Source organism: Clostridioides sp. ES-S-0190-01 (genome assembly GCF_020658275.1).
Taxonomy (GTDB): Bacteria; Bacillota; Clostridia; order Peptostreptococcales; family Peptostreptococcaceae; genus Clostridioides.
Genome location: NZ_JACVWA010000027.1, coordinates 462,224 through 477,094 on the forward strand (window position 1 = coordinate 462,224; position 14,871 = coordinate 477,094).

16 protein-coding genes and 1 riboswitch are annotated in these 14,871 nt (G+C 29.0%); of the genes, 15 read left to right on the forward strand and 1 reads right to left on the reverse strand.

Annotated elements, in window-relative coordinates; translation table 11 throughout:
- The first annotated feature begins 72 nt into the window (after positions 1 to 72).
- The 12 genes from nadA (at position 73) to saoL (ending at position 9,764) form a co-directional block, all read left to right on the forward strand.
- Entirely contained in the window at positions 73 to 987 is a 915-nt protein-coding gene (nadA, locus tag IC214_RS12080; RefSeq protein ID WP_227432663.1) for a quinolinate synthase NadA, read from the forward strand.
- A 12-nt stretch (positions 988 to 999) separates the two neighbouring features.
- Positions 1,000 to 2,301, forward strand: coding sequence for an L-aspartate oxidase (locus IC214_RS12085; protein ID WP_227482814.1), 1,302 nt, complete (start codon positions 1,000 to 1,002; stop codon positions 2,299 to 2,301).
- Positions 2,282 to 3,118 (forward strand): carboxylating nicotinate-nucleotide diphosphorylase, encoded by an 837-nt coding sequence (nadC, locus tag IC214_RS12090; protein ID WP_227432665.1) that lies wholly within the window; start codon positions 2,282 to 2,284, stop codon positions 3,116 to 3,118. The genes IC214_RS12085 and nadC overlap by 20 nt, the downstream gene beginning before the upstream one ends.
- 306 nt (positions 3,119 to 3,424) lie before the next feature.
- Positions 3,425 to 3,757 (forward strand): DsrE-related protein SaoD, encoded by a 333-nt coding sequence (gene saoD, locus IC214_RS12095; protein ID WP_227830721.1) that lies wholly within the window; start codon positions 3,425 to 3,427, stop codon positions 3,755 to 3,757.
- Positions 3,758 to 3,844: 87 nt separating this feature from the next.
- The gene (saoT, locus tag IC214_RS12100; RefSeq protein ID WP_255613171.1) at positions 3,845 to 4,102 is read left to right on the forward strand and encodes a thioredoxin-like (seleno)protein SaoT; all 258 of its coding nucleotides are present in this window, start codon (positions 3,845 to 3,847) and stop codon (positions 4,100 to 4,102) included.
- Positions 4,103 to 4,128: 26 nt separating this feature from the next.
- The gene (gene saoE, locus IC214_RS12105) at positions 4,129 to 5,214 is read left to right on the forward strand and encodes an efflux transporter SaoE (RefSeq protein ID WP_227482810.1); all 1,086 of its coding nucleotides are present in this window, start codon (positions 4,129 to 4,131) and stop codon (positions 5,212 to 5,214) included.
- Positions 5,207 to 5,665: a Cys-Cys-COOH (seleno)protein SaoC gene (gene saoC / locus IC214_RS12110; protein ID WP_227851534.1), complete on the forward strand. Its 459-nt coding sequence runs from the start codon at positions 5,207 to 5,209 to the stop codon at positions 5,663 to 5,665. Before saoE ends, saoC begins: the two co-directional genes overlap by 8 nt.
- Before the next feature lie 35 nt (positions 5,666 to 5,700).
- Positions 5,701 to 6,789, forward strand: coding sequence for an ABC transporter substrate-binding subunit SaoX (saoX, locus tag IC214_RS12115; protein ID WP_227851535.1), 1,089 nt, complete (start codon positions 5,701 to 5,703; stop codon positions 6,787 to 6,789).
- Positions 6,790 to 6,793: 4 nt separating this feature from the next.
- Positions 6,794 to 7,591, forward strand: coding sequence for an ABC transporter substrate-binding (seleno)protein SaoB (gene saoB / locus IC214_RS12125; protein ID WP_255613172.1), 798 nt, complete (start codon positions 6,794 to 6,796; stop codon positions 7,589 to 7,591).
- Positions 7,552 to 8,358, forward strand: a complete 807-nt coding sequence (gene saoP / locus IC214_RS12130) for an ABC transporter permease subunit SaoP (RefSeq protein ID WP_255613173.1) — start codon at positions 7,552 to 7,554, stop codon at positions 8,356 to 8,358. The genes saoB and saoP overlap by 40 nt, the downstream gene beginning before the upstream one ends.
- Positions 8,358 to 9,110 carry an ABC transporter ATP-binding protein SaoA gene (gene saoA / locus IC214_RS12140; protein WP_227482806.1) on the forward strand — a complete coding sequence of 251 codons (753 nt, stop codon included), beginning with the start codon at positions 8,358 to 8,360 and terminating at the stop codon, positions 9,108 to 9,110. Before saoP ends, saoA begins: the two co-directional genes overlap by 1 nt.
- Positions 9,111 to 9,122: 12 nt before the next feature.
- Positions 9,123 to 9,764, forward strand: a complete 642-nt coding sequence (saoL, locus tag IC214_RS12145) for a MerB-like organometallic lyase SaoL (RefSeq protein WP_255606497.1) — start codon at positions 9,123 to 9,125, stop codon at positions 9,762 to 9,764.
- Between the two features lie 127 nt (positions 9,765 to 9,891).
- Here the strand turns inward: saoL and yidA are convergent, their stop codons facing one another.
- The gene (gene yidA, locus IC214_RS12155) at positions 9,892 to 10,713 is read right to left on the reverse strand and encodes a sugar-phosphatase (protein WP_227432677.1); all 822 of its coding nucleotides are present in this window, start codon (positions 10,711 to 10,713) and stop codon (positions 9,892 to 9,894) included.
- Between the two features lie 506 nt (positions 10,714 to 11,219).
- Here yidA and IC214_RS12160 point away from each other — a divergent pair.
- The 3 genes from IC214_RS12160 to trxB all read left to right on the forward strand — a co-directional run bounded on the left by IC214_RS12160 (position 11,220) and on the right by trxB (position 14,864).
- On the forward strand, positions 11,220 to 12,914 hold the full coding sequence (locus IC214_RS12160; RefSeq protein ID WP_227830717.1) for a M3 family oligoendopeptidase: 1,695 nt from the start codon (positions 11,220 to 11,222) through the stop codon (positions 12,912 to 12,914).
- Between the two features lie 319 nt (positions 12,915 to 13,233).
- Positions 13,234 to 13,344: riboswitch (glycine riboswitch) on the forward strand.
- Positions 13,345 to 13,447: 103 nt separating this feature from the next.
- Positions 13,448 to 13,819, forward strand: coding sequence for a GrdX family protein (locus IC214_RS12165; RefSeq protein ID WP_227866692.1), 372 nt, complete (start codon positions 13,448 to 13,450; stop codon positions 13,817 to 13,819).
- A 97-nt stretch (positions 13,820 to 13,916) separates the two neighbouring features.
- Positions 13,917 to 14,864 carry a thioredoxin-disulfide reductase gene (gene trxB / locus IC214_RS12170; RefSeq protein WP_227432680.1) on the forward strand — a complete coding sequence of 316 codons (948 nt, stop codon included), beginning with the start codon at positions 13,917 to 13,919 and terminating at the stop codon, positions 14,862 to 14,864.
- The last annotated feature ends 7 nt before the right edge of the window (positions 14,865 to 14,871 follow it).

Genomic DNA, 14,871 nt, shown 5'->3' on the forward strand with positions numbered 1-14,871 from the left:
GAAAAAATAGTCAAGTGATATAATGAATTTACAGGTGTATATACACTAGTACATATAGAAAGCGGTGCAATTATGGATAAAGATTTAACATATCAAATCAAAGAGCTAAAGAAAGAAAAAAATGCAATAATACTTGCTCATTTTTATCAACCACCAGAAATACAAGAATTAGCAGATGCAGTTGGAGATTCGTATTACTTAAGTGAAATTGCTAGAGATTGTAAAGAAGAAGTGGTTGTATTTTGTGGTGTGAGATTTATGGGAGAAAGTGCTAAGATATTATCACCTGAAAAAACTGTATTGATGCCAGTAAGTAACGCTGGATGTGCTATGGCAGATATGGTAGATGAAGAAGGCGTGATAAAACTAAAACAACAGTATCCAAATGCTTTGGTTGTATGTTATATAAACTCTACAGCTAAAGTTAAAGCACATTGTGATGTTTCAGTTACATCATCTAGTGCAATTAAAATATTAGAAAACATAGATAATAAAGAAATTATATTCCTCCCAGACAAGAACCTAGGAGGATATATTGCAGAAAAATTCCCTAATAAAGAATTTATATTTTGGGATGGATATTGTAAATATCACAACAATATAAAAGTTGCAGAAATAATTGAATTAAAAGAAAAGTATAAAGATGCAGAAGTATTGGTACATCCAGAATGTAAAAAAGAAATAAGAGACTTAGGTGATTATGTAGGTAGTACATCAGGAATAATAAAATATGCTACTGACAGCAAAAATACAGATTTTATAATAGCAACTGAAGAGGGTATCTTACATGAATTAAAGAAAAACAATCCTAATAAAAATTTTTATATTCCTGGTGGAAGAATACTATGTACAGATATGAAAAAAACAACATTAGAGAATTTGTATAGTACTCTTAAAAATATGGAAAACGAAGTTATTGTAGAAGATGAAATTATGGAAAAGGCTTTAAATTCACTGCTTAATATGCACAGATTAGCAGAAGGATAGAGGGATAGACTTATGAATTTAGAACAGGATGTTTTAATAATTGGAAGTGGTGTTTCGGGACTATATTGTGCATTAAATTTGGATAAAAATTTAAATGTGTTAGTAGTATCAAAATCTACAATTGAAAACAACAATACATATCTTGCACAAGGAGGAATTTCAACTGCTAGAAATATTGATGATATAGAATCTTTTGTAGAAGATACAATGAAGGCTGGTCAGTATAAAAATAGGGTTGAAGCAGTCAAAGTTCTTGCAGATGAATCTATAGAAAATGTAGGTCAAATAGTAGACTATGGTATGCCTTTAGACAAAGAAAATGGAGAGATAGACTATACAAGAGAGGGAGCTCATAGCGTAAATAGAATAGTTCATAGCAAAGATAATACAGGAGAAGTTGTTTTTAAGACTCTATTAAAAGAAGCTAAAACTAGGGAAAATATAACTCTTATAGAAGATGCTTATCTTTTAGATATATTAAAAGATGGTAATAAGTGTATAGGAGCTAGAATTTTTAAGTCTCAAAAAGAAATTCATATCTTTTCAAAGGTAGTAGTTTTAGCTACAGGTGGAATTGGTGGACTTTTTAAAAATTCTACGAATCAAAGACACCTTACAGGAGATGGAATTGCTATAGCATTAAGAAATAATATTAAAATAGAAAATTTAGAATATATTCAAATACACCCAACAGCTTTCTATGAAGAAAATAGTGAAGGTAGAAGGATGCTTATATCTGAATCTTTGAGAGGAGAAGGGGCTAAACTTTTAAACAAAAACAAAAAAAGATTTGTAGATGAACTTCTTCCAAGAGATGTAGTTTCAAAAGCTATTTTTGAACAAATGGAAAAAGATGATTTGCCTTATGTATATTTAGATGCAACACACTTAGATAGTGAATATTTAATCAATAGATTTTCTTTTATATACAATGAATGTTTAAATAGAGGAACAGATATAACCAAAGAATATATAAAAGTATCTCCTGCACAACATTATTTTATGGGAGGGATACATGTTGATTTAGATTCAAAAACATCTATGGAGAACCTATATGCAGTGGGTGAAATTAGTTGTACAGGTGTTCATGGAGCTAATCGACTAGCAAGTAATTCACTACTTGAAGGTCTTGTATTTTCAAAAAGAGCAGCTAAAAATATAAACTCAGTTATAGGTAGTATAGAAGTGAAGTTTATAGAAGTACCAAATATAGAGGTGGATGTAGAAAAAATAAAGGAAGAGAATAAAATATTAGTTATAAAAGAAATAGAAAGAACAAGTGAGGATTTTGGCGATGAATTATTTGATTATTGATAAAATGATACAAGATGCTTTAATAGAAGATGTTCCAAGTGAGGATATAACAACTAATTCTATTGTAGATGAAAATTCGAAGTCTACTGTAGATTTAATTTGTAAACAAGATGGTATAATAGCGGGTTTAGGTGTGTTTAAAAGGGTTTTTGAAATACTTGGAGATGTAGAGGTAGAGTTATATAAAAATGATGGCGATAGGGTAAATAATGCAGAAAAGATAGCTGTATTAACTGGAAATACTAGAAACTTACTTGTGGGAGAACGTGTAGCGTTAAATTATTTACAAAGAATGAGCGGAATAGCTACTGCTACAAGTATGTATGTGGAAAAACTTGAAGGTACAAATACTAAACTATTGGATAGTAGAAAAACAATACCTAATCTTAGAATTTTAGACAAATATTCTGTAAAAGTAGGTGGAGGATGCAATCATAGATTTAATTTATCTGATGGAATATTACTTAAAGATAATCATATTGGAGCTGCAGGTGGCGTCAAAAACGCAGTTGAATTAGCTAGAAAAAACACATCTTTTGTCAGAAAAATAGAGGTAGAAGTGGAAACTCTAGAAATGGTAAAAGAAGCTATAGAAGCTAAAGCAGATATAATAATGTTAGATAATATGAATTTGGAGACAGCAAAAAAGGCTATAGAAATGATAAATGGGAGAGCAGTTGTAGAGTTTTCTGGAAATGTAAATTTAGATACAATAGAATCTATAGGAAAAATTGGTGTTGATGTTGTCTCTGTGGGAGCGCTTACACACTCAGTGAAAGCACTTGATATAAGTATGAAAAACTTAAGAAATATATAAGACAGGACTAAAATAAATTTAATAAAAAAGTATTGAACAGATTTAATTTAATAATGTGATAAATAATTAAAATAGATTACTTAAATAAGCTAGATAAATTTAAGTAATCTATTTTTTATTTATTAAAGTTAACCAAAATGATGAAATAATCAAAAAATAATTGAATAAATATAGAAAAACACTATATTTCTATTGGATAATATTGTTATTATCTATTTTACAGATAAATACGAATAAACTTATAATATAATTACATATGTAAAATTTTGTATAAAATTTAGATAAAAAAGTATAGGGGGAATAAAAATGAAAGTAGCTTATATTTTTAGTAGTACTAACGCACATAAAATTCTAGACAAAATGATAATACCACAATTAGAACAAGGAACTCATGGAGTAGATGTCCTAGGTATGTTTTTCTTTATGGATAATACCTTATTTTTGTCTAAAGGTAACCCAGTGGGAGAAAGATTAAGTAAATTACATGAAAAGACAGATATGATAATAATGGCTTGTGACCAGTGTGCTATAGAAAGAGGGATAGAGGATAATTTGGTCGATGGAGCTACAATTGGATGTTTCCCAAATTTATATGCTTGTTTAGGTGGTGCAGGTGTAGACCAAGTTATAACATTATAAAATCTTGCGGAATACAATCCATAGAAAAAATTTTTCTGTGGATTATTTTAAGTAAAAGATAAATTGTTTAGAGTAGGGGATGAACAAATGTCTAAAATTTTAGTTGAATTCATAAATACTTGACCATCTTGTGATGAGCATGGAGTGTTTATAAAAAAAATTTCTGAGAAGTATACTGACAAGTTAGAAGTAAAACTTTACCAAGCAGGTAAAGATTTCTCATATGTCAAGAAGTATGGAATCATAACAAAAGGAACCTTAATAATAAACCAAAAAAAGAAGTATGATAGATTAAACAAAGATAACATTGAAAAGGCAATAGTAGAAGCTATAAATAATAGTTAAAAGTTTAAAAATTAGGAGCAGTAAAAATGAATATATTAGAAATTGTTTTAAGTGGAGTGAAAAACACTGTGGTAGCTTCTATAGTTACACTAAATGGAGCATCAGGATGGCTTATGATAAGTTTTATATTGGCAGGAGTTCTTCACAATGTTTTAACACCAAAAAGGTTTCAAAAGCAACTTGGAAATAAGAAGTTTTCTTCTCTGATTAAAAGCACTATTTCAGGAATGTTTTTACCAATTTGTAGTTGTGGCGTAATACCATTGGGCATAAGTATGTACTATTCGGGAGCATACTTAGGGCCAGTACTTGCCTTTATGACATCAACTCCAATAATAAATCCAATAGCTGTAGTTCTTTGTTTAGGTCTTTTGGGACCTAAAATTACAATCATTTATCTTATATCTGGATTTTTAGTACCATTTTTAGTAGGAGTTTTGGGGAATACCTTTGGAAAAGAAGAATTATTTTTGCAAAATGACTCAGATGAAGAAGCTATAGAATTAGAAGAAGAAAAGAGAAGCTTTATAGAAAATATGGTTGATGGGCTTAAATGGTCCTTTGGAGAGTTAGCACTTACTATTAGTAAATATGTAATAATGGGAATGCTTTTTGCGGGATTTATAACAACAATTTTTCCAAATAGTATAATTCAAAAATACTTAGGAAATCCAGGTTTACTATCTCTTGGAAGTATATCAATACTTGCATGTGTTATGTATGTATGTGCTGTAGGACATATTCCATTTATAGCAGCCCTTGTTGCAAGTGGAGCATCTCCTGGGATAGCGATAACATTTTTGATAGCTGGTGCAGCGACAAACTTACCAGAACTTATAAGTATGTGTAAACTTATTGGAAAAAGAACTGTTGTTATATATTCAGTTACACTAACACTCTGTTCAATAATAATAGGTTATATAACCAATTTACTTTTGGCAAACAACAATACTGTGAATTTAGAGACAACAAATTCTTCAATACAATTAGCAAATAAACTAATGTTAAATATACCAGATAGTTTTGAATATATATGCACTATTTTGATTATTTTATTTGCACTTAAAGCAGTAATACCAAAGATGAAAGAGGTCATAGGAAATCATGCTTAAAAAGGTAGTTATAATATCATGTGTAGTAATTGCATTAATAGTCTTATCAAGTGTAGTAGATGATAACCTTAAACAAAATGACTCTATTCCAAATGTAAATCAAGAAACATTAACATATTTCAAGAAAAATCATAAGGAAGATATAATAACCTGTGCTGAAGAAGACTTAAATAATGATGGAAAAAAAGATTTAGTAGTTATATATAAAAAAGGTAATAATTCAAATGAAATGGCAGTGGTAGTTTCTGATGCGGAGAGCCATTATATAACAAAACCAATACCAGCACCTATAGAGAATCAAACTATAACTTTTAAAAATATTGATGAGAAGCCACCAATAGAAGTAATAGTGTCAGGTTCTAAAAATGGCAATGTAGGATACTCTATTTATAGAGTAGAGGGTAAAAAACTTGTCGATTTATTTGGAGAAGATATGGACAAGTGTTGCTAAAAATAAAAATAATACATAAAAGAGGGGAAATTGAAATGAAAGTATCTAAAAAGATTCAAGCATTAATCTTAGTTAGTGCAGTGGGGGCATCTATATTAACTGGATGTAGCAGTAAACCAAAGGAAGAGGGGAAAAAAGCTGGAAAAGATGATTATGCGATAGCAGTAGGGTATTATAATTGTGACCATATGACAGCTGGACCAGTAGCAGAAGCAGCAGGAATATATAAAGATTTAGGTCTTAATGTAAAAACTGTTGGGAATGGTAAAGTTCCTGAAGCAATGGCAGCAGGTAAGATGGATGCTGGTTATATAGGAACAAAGGGTCTAGTAGGAGCTATACCTAAAGGTTCACCAATAACAATAGCAGCAAATAATCACACTGGTGGGTCTGAATATTTAATAGTTTCAAATGATATAAAAGAACCTAAGGATTTAGTGGGCAAAAAAATTGCAACAGATATGAGTGATTTCTTATGGATAAGTGATTATGGTCCAGAAACAGGTTTACCAACTGACCCATCAAAATATGAAGTTGTAAATATGGATTCAGATAAAGATAAATATTTAGCTCTTAAAACTGGAAAGATACAAGCATTTACATCTTGTGACCCTTGGGGTTCTGTAGCTGAAAATGATGGAGTAGGAAAAATAATAGCATCAACTCAATATAAAGAAAAAGCTAATAATAAAGAATATAACTGTTGTTCATTCTCATTAAATAAAAACTTTATAAAAGAGCACCCAGACTTAGCAAAAAAATTGGTTTTAGCTCATACTAAAGCAATAGAATATATATATACAAATCCAGCAGAAGCAGCTAAAATATTTGCAAAATATTATAATGTAGAAGAAGAAGTTGCACTTAGAACTATTTATAAAAAGACAGTTGGAGAAGGTAGAACGCTTACTTGGAAAGTTACAGGAGAAGAATACAAAAACAATTTACAAATGTATAAAGATTTAAAGGCATTAGATGAGATACCTAAATATGAAGATACAATTGATACAAGCTTATTAGATTCTTGTGGGGCAGACGACTTTGATAAGTTTATAAAAGAAAAAGTTAATCCCAAATTTCCAGAAGGTATGAGTTATGAAGATTGGAAAGCAAAGGTATTATAAATAAATGGAGAGAATAAAAAATATAATAATACTTTTTGTCATTATTTTAGGAAGTATATTTATAATATTTTTTAATTTTGAAGATAAAGAAGAAATAAAAGGAAAATTAAGAATAGGGGTATCTGATGATACCTCTGGTTTTGTAATAAATTATATGATAAACAAAGATTACTTTGAAAGCATAAAAGTAAGTGATGTAATGGAGACTTTTACAATTAATGATTGCTGAGCAAGTACAATGCAATGGGCTCTGAGTTCAGAGGAAATAGATATAGCAATCATATGTAAAGATGCAGCAAAACAGTATATAAATGCAACTAGTGAGTTTGAAATTGTTGGTACAGTAGTTCAAAATTCAGATATATTTTTATTAAAGAAGAACAATCCTCAAAAAATAGGAATAATTCAAAATAGAAATTATCAATCTGAATTAGTAAAAAAATACTATGAAAATATAAAAATTTCTCCATTATTAGGGACAGCACTAGCATATGGGCTAGAAAGTAATTTAGTAGATGGTGTTGTAATAGACTGTATAAAAGCAATTGGATTAGAAGGCGAAAAAAAATCTACAGCTAAATTAGGTGACTATGATACCTATGTATTAGTTGTGAATAAGGAGTTTGAGAAAAGCAAGTCGTATAGTGATTTTATAAAACTATACAATAAAAGTGTTGATAATTTAAGGAAAGAAACTATATTTAAAAAAGCATTAAAAGAGTATAAGAATATAAGAAATATAGATATGGAGGAAATAAGAAGTTGGAAATTAAAATTTCTAAAGATAGAGGAGATACAATAGCTAAGAAAAAATCTAAAAGTAGTATGGACATTTTATATAAAATAATACTTTTAGTTAGTATATTTTTAGTCTGGCATTTTGCAGCAAAAGATATAGGGAGTTCTTTATTGCTCCCAATGCCAGTAGATGTAATAAAAGGTTTCTTTTACTGTGTGACAGATGTAGAGACAGTGACTAATCTGTTTATAACATTGCAAAGAGTGCTTAAAGGATTTATGTATGCATTATTGTTTGGACTTCCAATAGGATTTATTATGGGATTTTCTAAGACTTTTGAAAAGCTTTTATCTCCAGTAGTAGATTCTGTAAGACAAGTTCCTATAATGGCGTGGGTTCCTCTTACAATAGTATGGTTTGGCATAGGGGATGGTCCAACAATATTTTTAATAGCTTTTTCAGGAGTTTTTCCTATAATTTTAAATACTATTCAAGGTGTAAGAGCAATATCAAAGGATTATTATAATGCAGCTAGAAGTATGGGGGCATCGCCAATTGTAATATTTGCAAATGTAATAGTACCAGCATCTCTTCCAGATATATTGACTGGTTCAAGAATTGCCATAAGTACAGGATGGATGTCTGTTATCTGAGCCGAGTTCATAGCTACGAGTGCCGGTCTCGGTTACTCCATGGTACAAGCTCAGACATTGATGAATACAGATGTATTAATTGGGCTTATGATATTTGCAGCTTTAATAGGATTTATAATAGATAGAGTACTAAAATTTATAAATAAAATCCTTTGTAGATGGAGGTTTGCAGATTAATGAAATTAAGTGTGAGAGATATAAATAAAACATTTGTAAATAGCAAAATACATACAAAGGTTTTGGAAGATATAAGTATAGATATAGAAAATGGTCAATTTGTTTGTCTTTTAGGACCATCAGGATGTGGAAAAACAACTTTACTTACTATAATAGGTGGATTTCAAAAGGCAGAAAGTGGAGATGTCTTTATAAATGATAAAATAGTTAAAAAACCAGGTATAGATAGAGCTTTCATATTTCAAAACTACGCTCTATTTCCTTGGAAGACTATAAGGGGCAATGTTTTATTTCCTATGAAACAGCAGAAAATACCGAAAGAAAAGAGAGAAGAAATGTTGGAAGAGCTTTTGGTTATGTCTGATTTAAAAGGGAAAGAAAATCTGTTTCCTCATCAATTGTCTGGAGGAATGAAACAAAGAGTTGCTATGATAAGAGCTTTAGCCTGTAATCCTGAAGTATTATTAATGGATGAACCACTAGGAGCAGTTGATTTTCAAATGAGACAAAACTTACAAGAAGAACTTGAAAGAATATGGACAAAAAAGAAAATAACTGCATTAATGGTAACTCATGATGTTGATGAAGCTGTATATATGAGTGATAGAGTTATAGTAATGTCAAGGGATAAGGGAAGAATTCTTGACGATATAAATATAGACATTCCAAGACCTAGGGCTAGAGGGAGCCAAGAATATGAAGAATATAAGAATAAATTAACTGACATTTTGTCAAAATGTTATGATGTTTAAAGAGGAGTAGAAATGAGTCAAATAGAAAAATACAATAGTTTAAATGACACACAACGAAAGATAAGAATATCTATTATGGATATGATAATAGATAATTGTTCTAGTGTTACACTTAAAGAAGTAATTGAACATATAAGTATAAATTTAAGCTTAGAAAAAGAATATCTAGAAACTACACTGAACCATTTTATTGATAAAAATATAATGGTTGTTGATGGAGATAGCATAAATTTTATATATCCAGTATCAGCATTACCTACTAATCATAAAGTTACATTAAGTGATAATAGAAGCTTCAGTGCAATGTGTGCTATAGATGCAATAGGAACTTCTTGCACATTTAATCAAGATGTAAGAATAAATTCTATTTGTAGTGCCACAGGTAAAGAAATAGAAATATTTATAAAAGATGAAAAAATTGAATATGTAAACAATCCAGATTTAAGAGTGCTTCATATAAACCTTGATAAGCATTCAAATTGGGCAGCAAGTTGCTGAAATGTAATGAATTTCTTCTGGACGAAGAATGATTTTGATGCATGGACAAAAGAAGCTGGATTATCAGATGATGAAGATATATATTGCTTGGACATTAATGAAGCAATAGTAGAATCGTATAAAATATTTAAACTTGAACAAAAAGTATTAGTATAGGAATGTACCTATCAAAAACTAAAAATATCCTTTAGACAAAATATCCATACAATATACACTATTAGTATTTAACATATATATGAGATGTATTTAAATCTAAAGGGATATTTTTAGTTTTTATAGATATTTAGATAGCTTTATTAAGTATATATTTGTTTATAACCTTTGCAACTCCATTTTCATTGTTGGTATCAGTAACATAATCAGCAATTTCTTTTATGCTACTACGTGCATTTCCCATAGCCACACCAAGTCCTGCATATTTTATCATATGTTGGTCATTTTCTTCATCACCAACAGCAATAGCATTTTCTATAGGTATATTTAGATTATTACATAATGTTTGAAGTGCAGTACCCTTATTAGTAGTTTTACCTAAAAATTCTAAATAAAAGGGAGCAGACCTTACTATAGTATATCTATTGAATAAATTCTTAGGAAGTTGTTTTATAATTTCTTCTAATCTTTCTGGTTCATCAACTATCATAACCTTACAGATTTTAATAGATTTATCAATTTTATCTTTATGTATATATTTAACTTCTATATCATTCAATTTAGCTTCATGAAGTGTGTACTTACCAGGAATTTCGTTTGGAGTAACTAAATTTGTCATGGTATTTATGTGTATTTTGGTATTATATTTTTTGCAAACATTGTTATATATAAAATCAAAGTCGTCTAAAGTCATCTCTACATTATGTATTATTTTTTCACTTTTAACCTCTTGAATCATAGCTCCATTGAAGCATATAACATAATCACCTTCATCTGTTAGATTTAATTGATTTAAAAGTCCTTTGACACCAGGAAGGGGTCTACCTGTTGTTATAACTACTTTAGCTCCAGCTTTCTTTGCTTCTTGAATAGATTCAAATACTTCAGGAGTAACTTTTCTTTTTGTATTTAATATTGTTCCATCAATATCTAGTGCGATTAATTTGTACATATCAACCTCCAGTAATTTATATCCTCAATTTCCTAATGAAAACGTTGACACAGCTAGTGTTGAACAAAATTTCAGTAGAAAATTTAATGTGTATATTATTATACCAAGAGATAAGCAATTTAGAAAGTTTAATAGTATTAATTTTTTGATAAAATTATTACTTATATAACATACTTATGTAAGATTGTATCTTTTATGAGTGTATAAAAGTTAACTATAAAAAATGGCATCGTTTGCATTTTGATGTAGAGATAAGCTTATACTATAAAGGTTAATAGTTCTATATGAAAGCTTTATTAAAGTTGGTATAGTAATTAGTTTTATTCTATAAAATATTGTAATTACAATAATCATATGTTATTATTCAACATGATTATAATGTAAATATTACTCAAAATAATAATTTATAAAGTCATAGTAGTATGTAATACATGTAAATAATAGCATGTAATGCATATAAAACTATATTTATAAATAAAGAACAAATTTATAAAGGAGAGTTTTAAATGAAGTTTTCAGAGTTTAAGTATGAAAGACCAAATTATGATAGTATAAAAAAAGAGTTTTTAAAGTGTGTAGAGGAAATAGATAATTCTTGTTGTTATGATGAACAACAAGAAAATATACATAAAATTAATTTTTTGAGAAATAAAATAGAAACGTTGTCAAACATAGCATCTATAAGATACAGTATAAATACTCTTAATAAACTCTATCAAGAGGAAAAAAAATATTGGGACGAATATATGCCTTTATATGAAGAATTAAATTCATATTTTTATAATGTTATAGTAAATTCTAAATTTAAATCTAATTTAAAAAAAGAATTTGGAGAACAATTTTTTACAATAGTGGATTATTCTTTAAAAAGTTTTTCTAAAGATATAATAAAGGAATTACAAGAAGAAAATAAATTGTGTTCAGAGTATACTAAACTTTTAGCATCTGCACAGATAATGTTTGAAGGAGAAGAGAGAAACTTATCTGGAATGGGAATGTTTATGTGTTCTAAGTCTAGAAAAACAAGGGAATTAGCGAATAAGGCATATTATAATTTCTTTGAAGAAAATGAACCTAAATTTGATGATATATTTGATAAATTAGTTAAACTGAGAGATAAAATAGCAAAAAAACTAGGTTTTAAAAACTTTGTAGAGCTTGGATATATTAGAATGATGAGAAGTAACTACAGAGAAGATAGGATTGAAAATTTTAGAAAACAAGTATTAAAATATATTGTACCACTGGCTGATGAACTTTATGAAAAGCAAGCTAAGAGAACCGGTCTAGAATCTTTGAGTTACATAGATGAAGGCTTAGAATTTTTAACAGGAAATCCAACGTTAAAGGGAAATTCAGAATACATAATTGAAAATGGAAAAAGAATGTATGCTGAATTATCTAAAGAAACTGGTGAATTTTTTAATTTTATGTTAGAAAACGAACTTATGGATTTAGAAACAAAGAAAGGAAAAGGGGCTGGTGGGTACTGTACTTATATACCAGACTACAAGTCGCCATTTATTTTTTCTAACTTTAATCAAACATCTGATGATATAGATGTATTGACACATGAGGCAGGTCATGCATTTCAATTGTATATGTCCAGATGGATTGAAATGCCAGAGATTAATTTTCCTACACTGGATAGTTGCGAAATTCATTCAATGAGTATGGAATTTATAACATGGCCATGGATGGAGTTATTTTTTAAGGAAGACACAGATAAATACAAGTTTACTCATTTATCATCTGCAATTAAATTTATACCTTATGGAGTAGTTGTTGATGAATTTCAGCATTATATTTATAAAAATCCTAATATTGACAAATCAAAAAGAAAAGAAATATGGAGGTTTTTAGAGAAAAAATACTTACCACATAGAAAGTATGATGATAATTCTTTTTTAGAACGAGGTTGCTGGTGGTTTAAACAAGGTCACATATTTAAAAATCCTTTTTACTATATAGATTATGCATTAGCTCAAATTTGTGCATTACAATTTTGGAAAAAAATGATTAAAGACAAAGATTCTGGATGGAATGACTATATAAACATCTGTAAAGTAGGTGGAACAAAGTCATTTTTAGATATTGTAAGTATAGGAAATCTATATTCTCCATTTGACAATGATTGTATAAAATCTGTTATAGGTGATGTGAAATCATGGTTTGATGAAATAAATGACATCAATTTGTAAAAAATTATGAGAAATTTGTTCTCCCAGCTTAAGAATTAAAAACATATATCTTTCTTACAAAAATGATTATGTTTTTAATCAATATGAAATAATAAACCAAAAAAGATTTGTACTTAAAAAAAAAAGAAAATACAGGAAATATGTAATATCAACATTTGGAAAAAAAAGTAAAAATGTATACAAAATACATATAAAAAAACTATTGCAAATTTTATAGAATGTTTATATACTTAAGTCAACAGAGATAGAAAAAAGCTATTTATAAAAATAAAAAGATAAATTGCTAACTTTTCAATTTTCTGAAAATATAATAATCCGGGGGAAGAGTATGGGAGACTGCTTTATAAAAAGCGACCGAAGGGACAAATTTAATCTTACATACCCAGAAGATTAAATGAAATTCTCAGGTAAAGATGACTGTACTTGGACGGGTCTCTGAAAATGATTTTAACAGGGAAGACAAATTGGGAGATTTGTTTTTCCTGTTTTTTATTTATCGAGCAATAAATAAAAATTTGAAAGAGAGTAAAAAAATGATAATAATCACAAATAATCCAAAAGTAAAAGAAGAAGTTCAAGACAGAAAAGTTTTATTTAAAGATACAACTTATATTGGAATCTTAGAAACAAGTAGAGATTTGATACATGAAGGATATGAACTTTTATCTCATCCACTATATGGGAGTGTAAAACCAAATGAGACACCTTATAGAACAGTTATACTAAAACAAGGAAATCGTTTGGATATAAACTCTTTAACCTTAATTGAAGAAGCAATCATAACTGCAAGTAAATTTCAGAATAATAAAAAGACTCCAGCATGGACAGAAAGCGTTCAAGATGACTTTAGAGTAATCGATTATGACATATTTTATAATACAATACAAAGAATGCAGTATGAATAAATGAATTTGTTAAAAAGTTATTAAAATAGCATAAATATTAAATCTGATTTAATATTAAATAAAAATTAAGAAATTTAATTGGGGAGGATAAGTCAAAATGGAAAATGTGTATGACTTAGTAATAATTGGTTCAGGACCAGCAGGGCTTGCAGCAGGTCTTTATGGAGCAAGAGCAAAGTTGAAAACTCTAATCCTAGAAAAAGATAAGACTGGTGGGCAAATTGTAATAACACATGAAATTGCAAATTATCCAGGGTCAGTTCCAAATGCAACAGGACCAAGTCTAATAGCTAGAATGGTTGAGCAATGTAAAGAGTTCGGAGCAGAAATGTTAAGAGACAACATTGTAGATACTGAACTAGATGGAGATATAAAAGTTTTAAAAGGACAAAAGGCAGAATATAGAGCAAAAGCAGTAATAATAGGAACAGGAGCAACACCAAGAAAAATTGGTTGCCCAGGAGAAAAAGAACTTACTGGTAAAGGGGTTTCATATTGTGCAACTTGTGATGCAGATTTCTTTGAAGACTTTGAAGTCTTTGTTGTAGGTGGAGGAGACAGTGCATTAGAGGAAGCAATGTATTTAACTAAGTTTGCTAGAAAAGTAACAATTGTACATAGAAGACAAGGATTTAGATGCGCTAAAAGTGTTGAAGAAAAAGCAAAGGCTAATCCAAAGATAGAGTTTTTACTAGATACAGTAATAGAAGAAATAAAAGGTGATGGAATATTAGAATCAGTTGTATTTAAGAATAAAGTTACTGGAGAAACTCATGAATACTTTGCAGATGAAGAGGATGGAACAATGGGAGTATTTGTTTTCGTTGGATTAGATGCTCAAACTGATTTATTCAAAGGCAAAGTTGATATGGATGAAAAAGGTTACATAATAACTGATGAAGACATGAGAACTAATATACCAGGTGTATTTGCAGCAGGTGATTGCAGATCTAAGACTCTAAGACAGGTTGTAACTGCAACTAACGATGGAGCAATTGCATCTATAGTAGCTGAAAAATATATTGATGAAAAGTTTGAAAACTAAAAAGCTA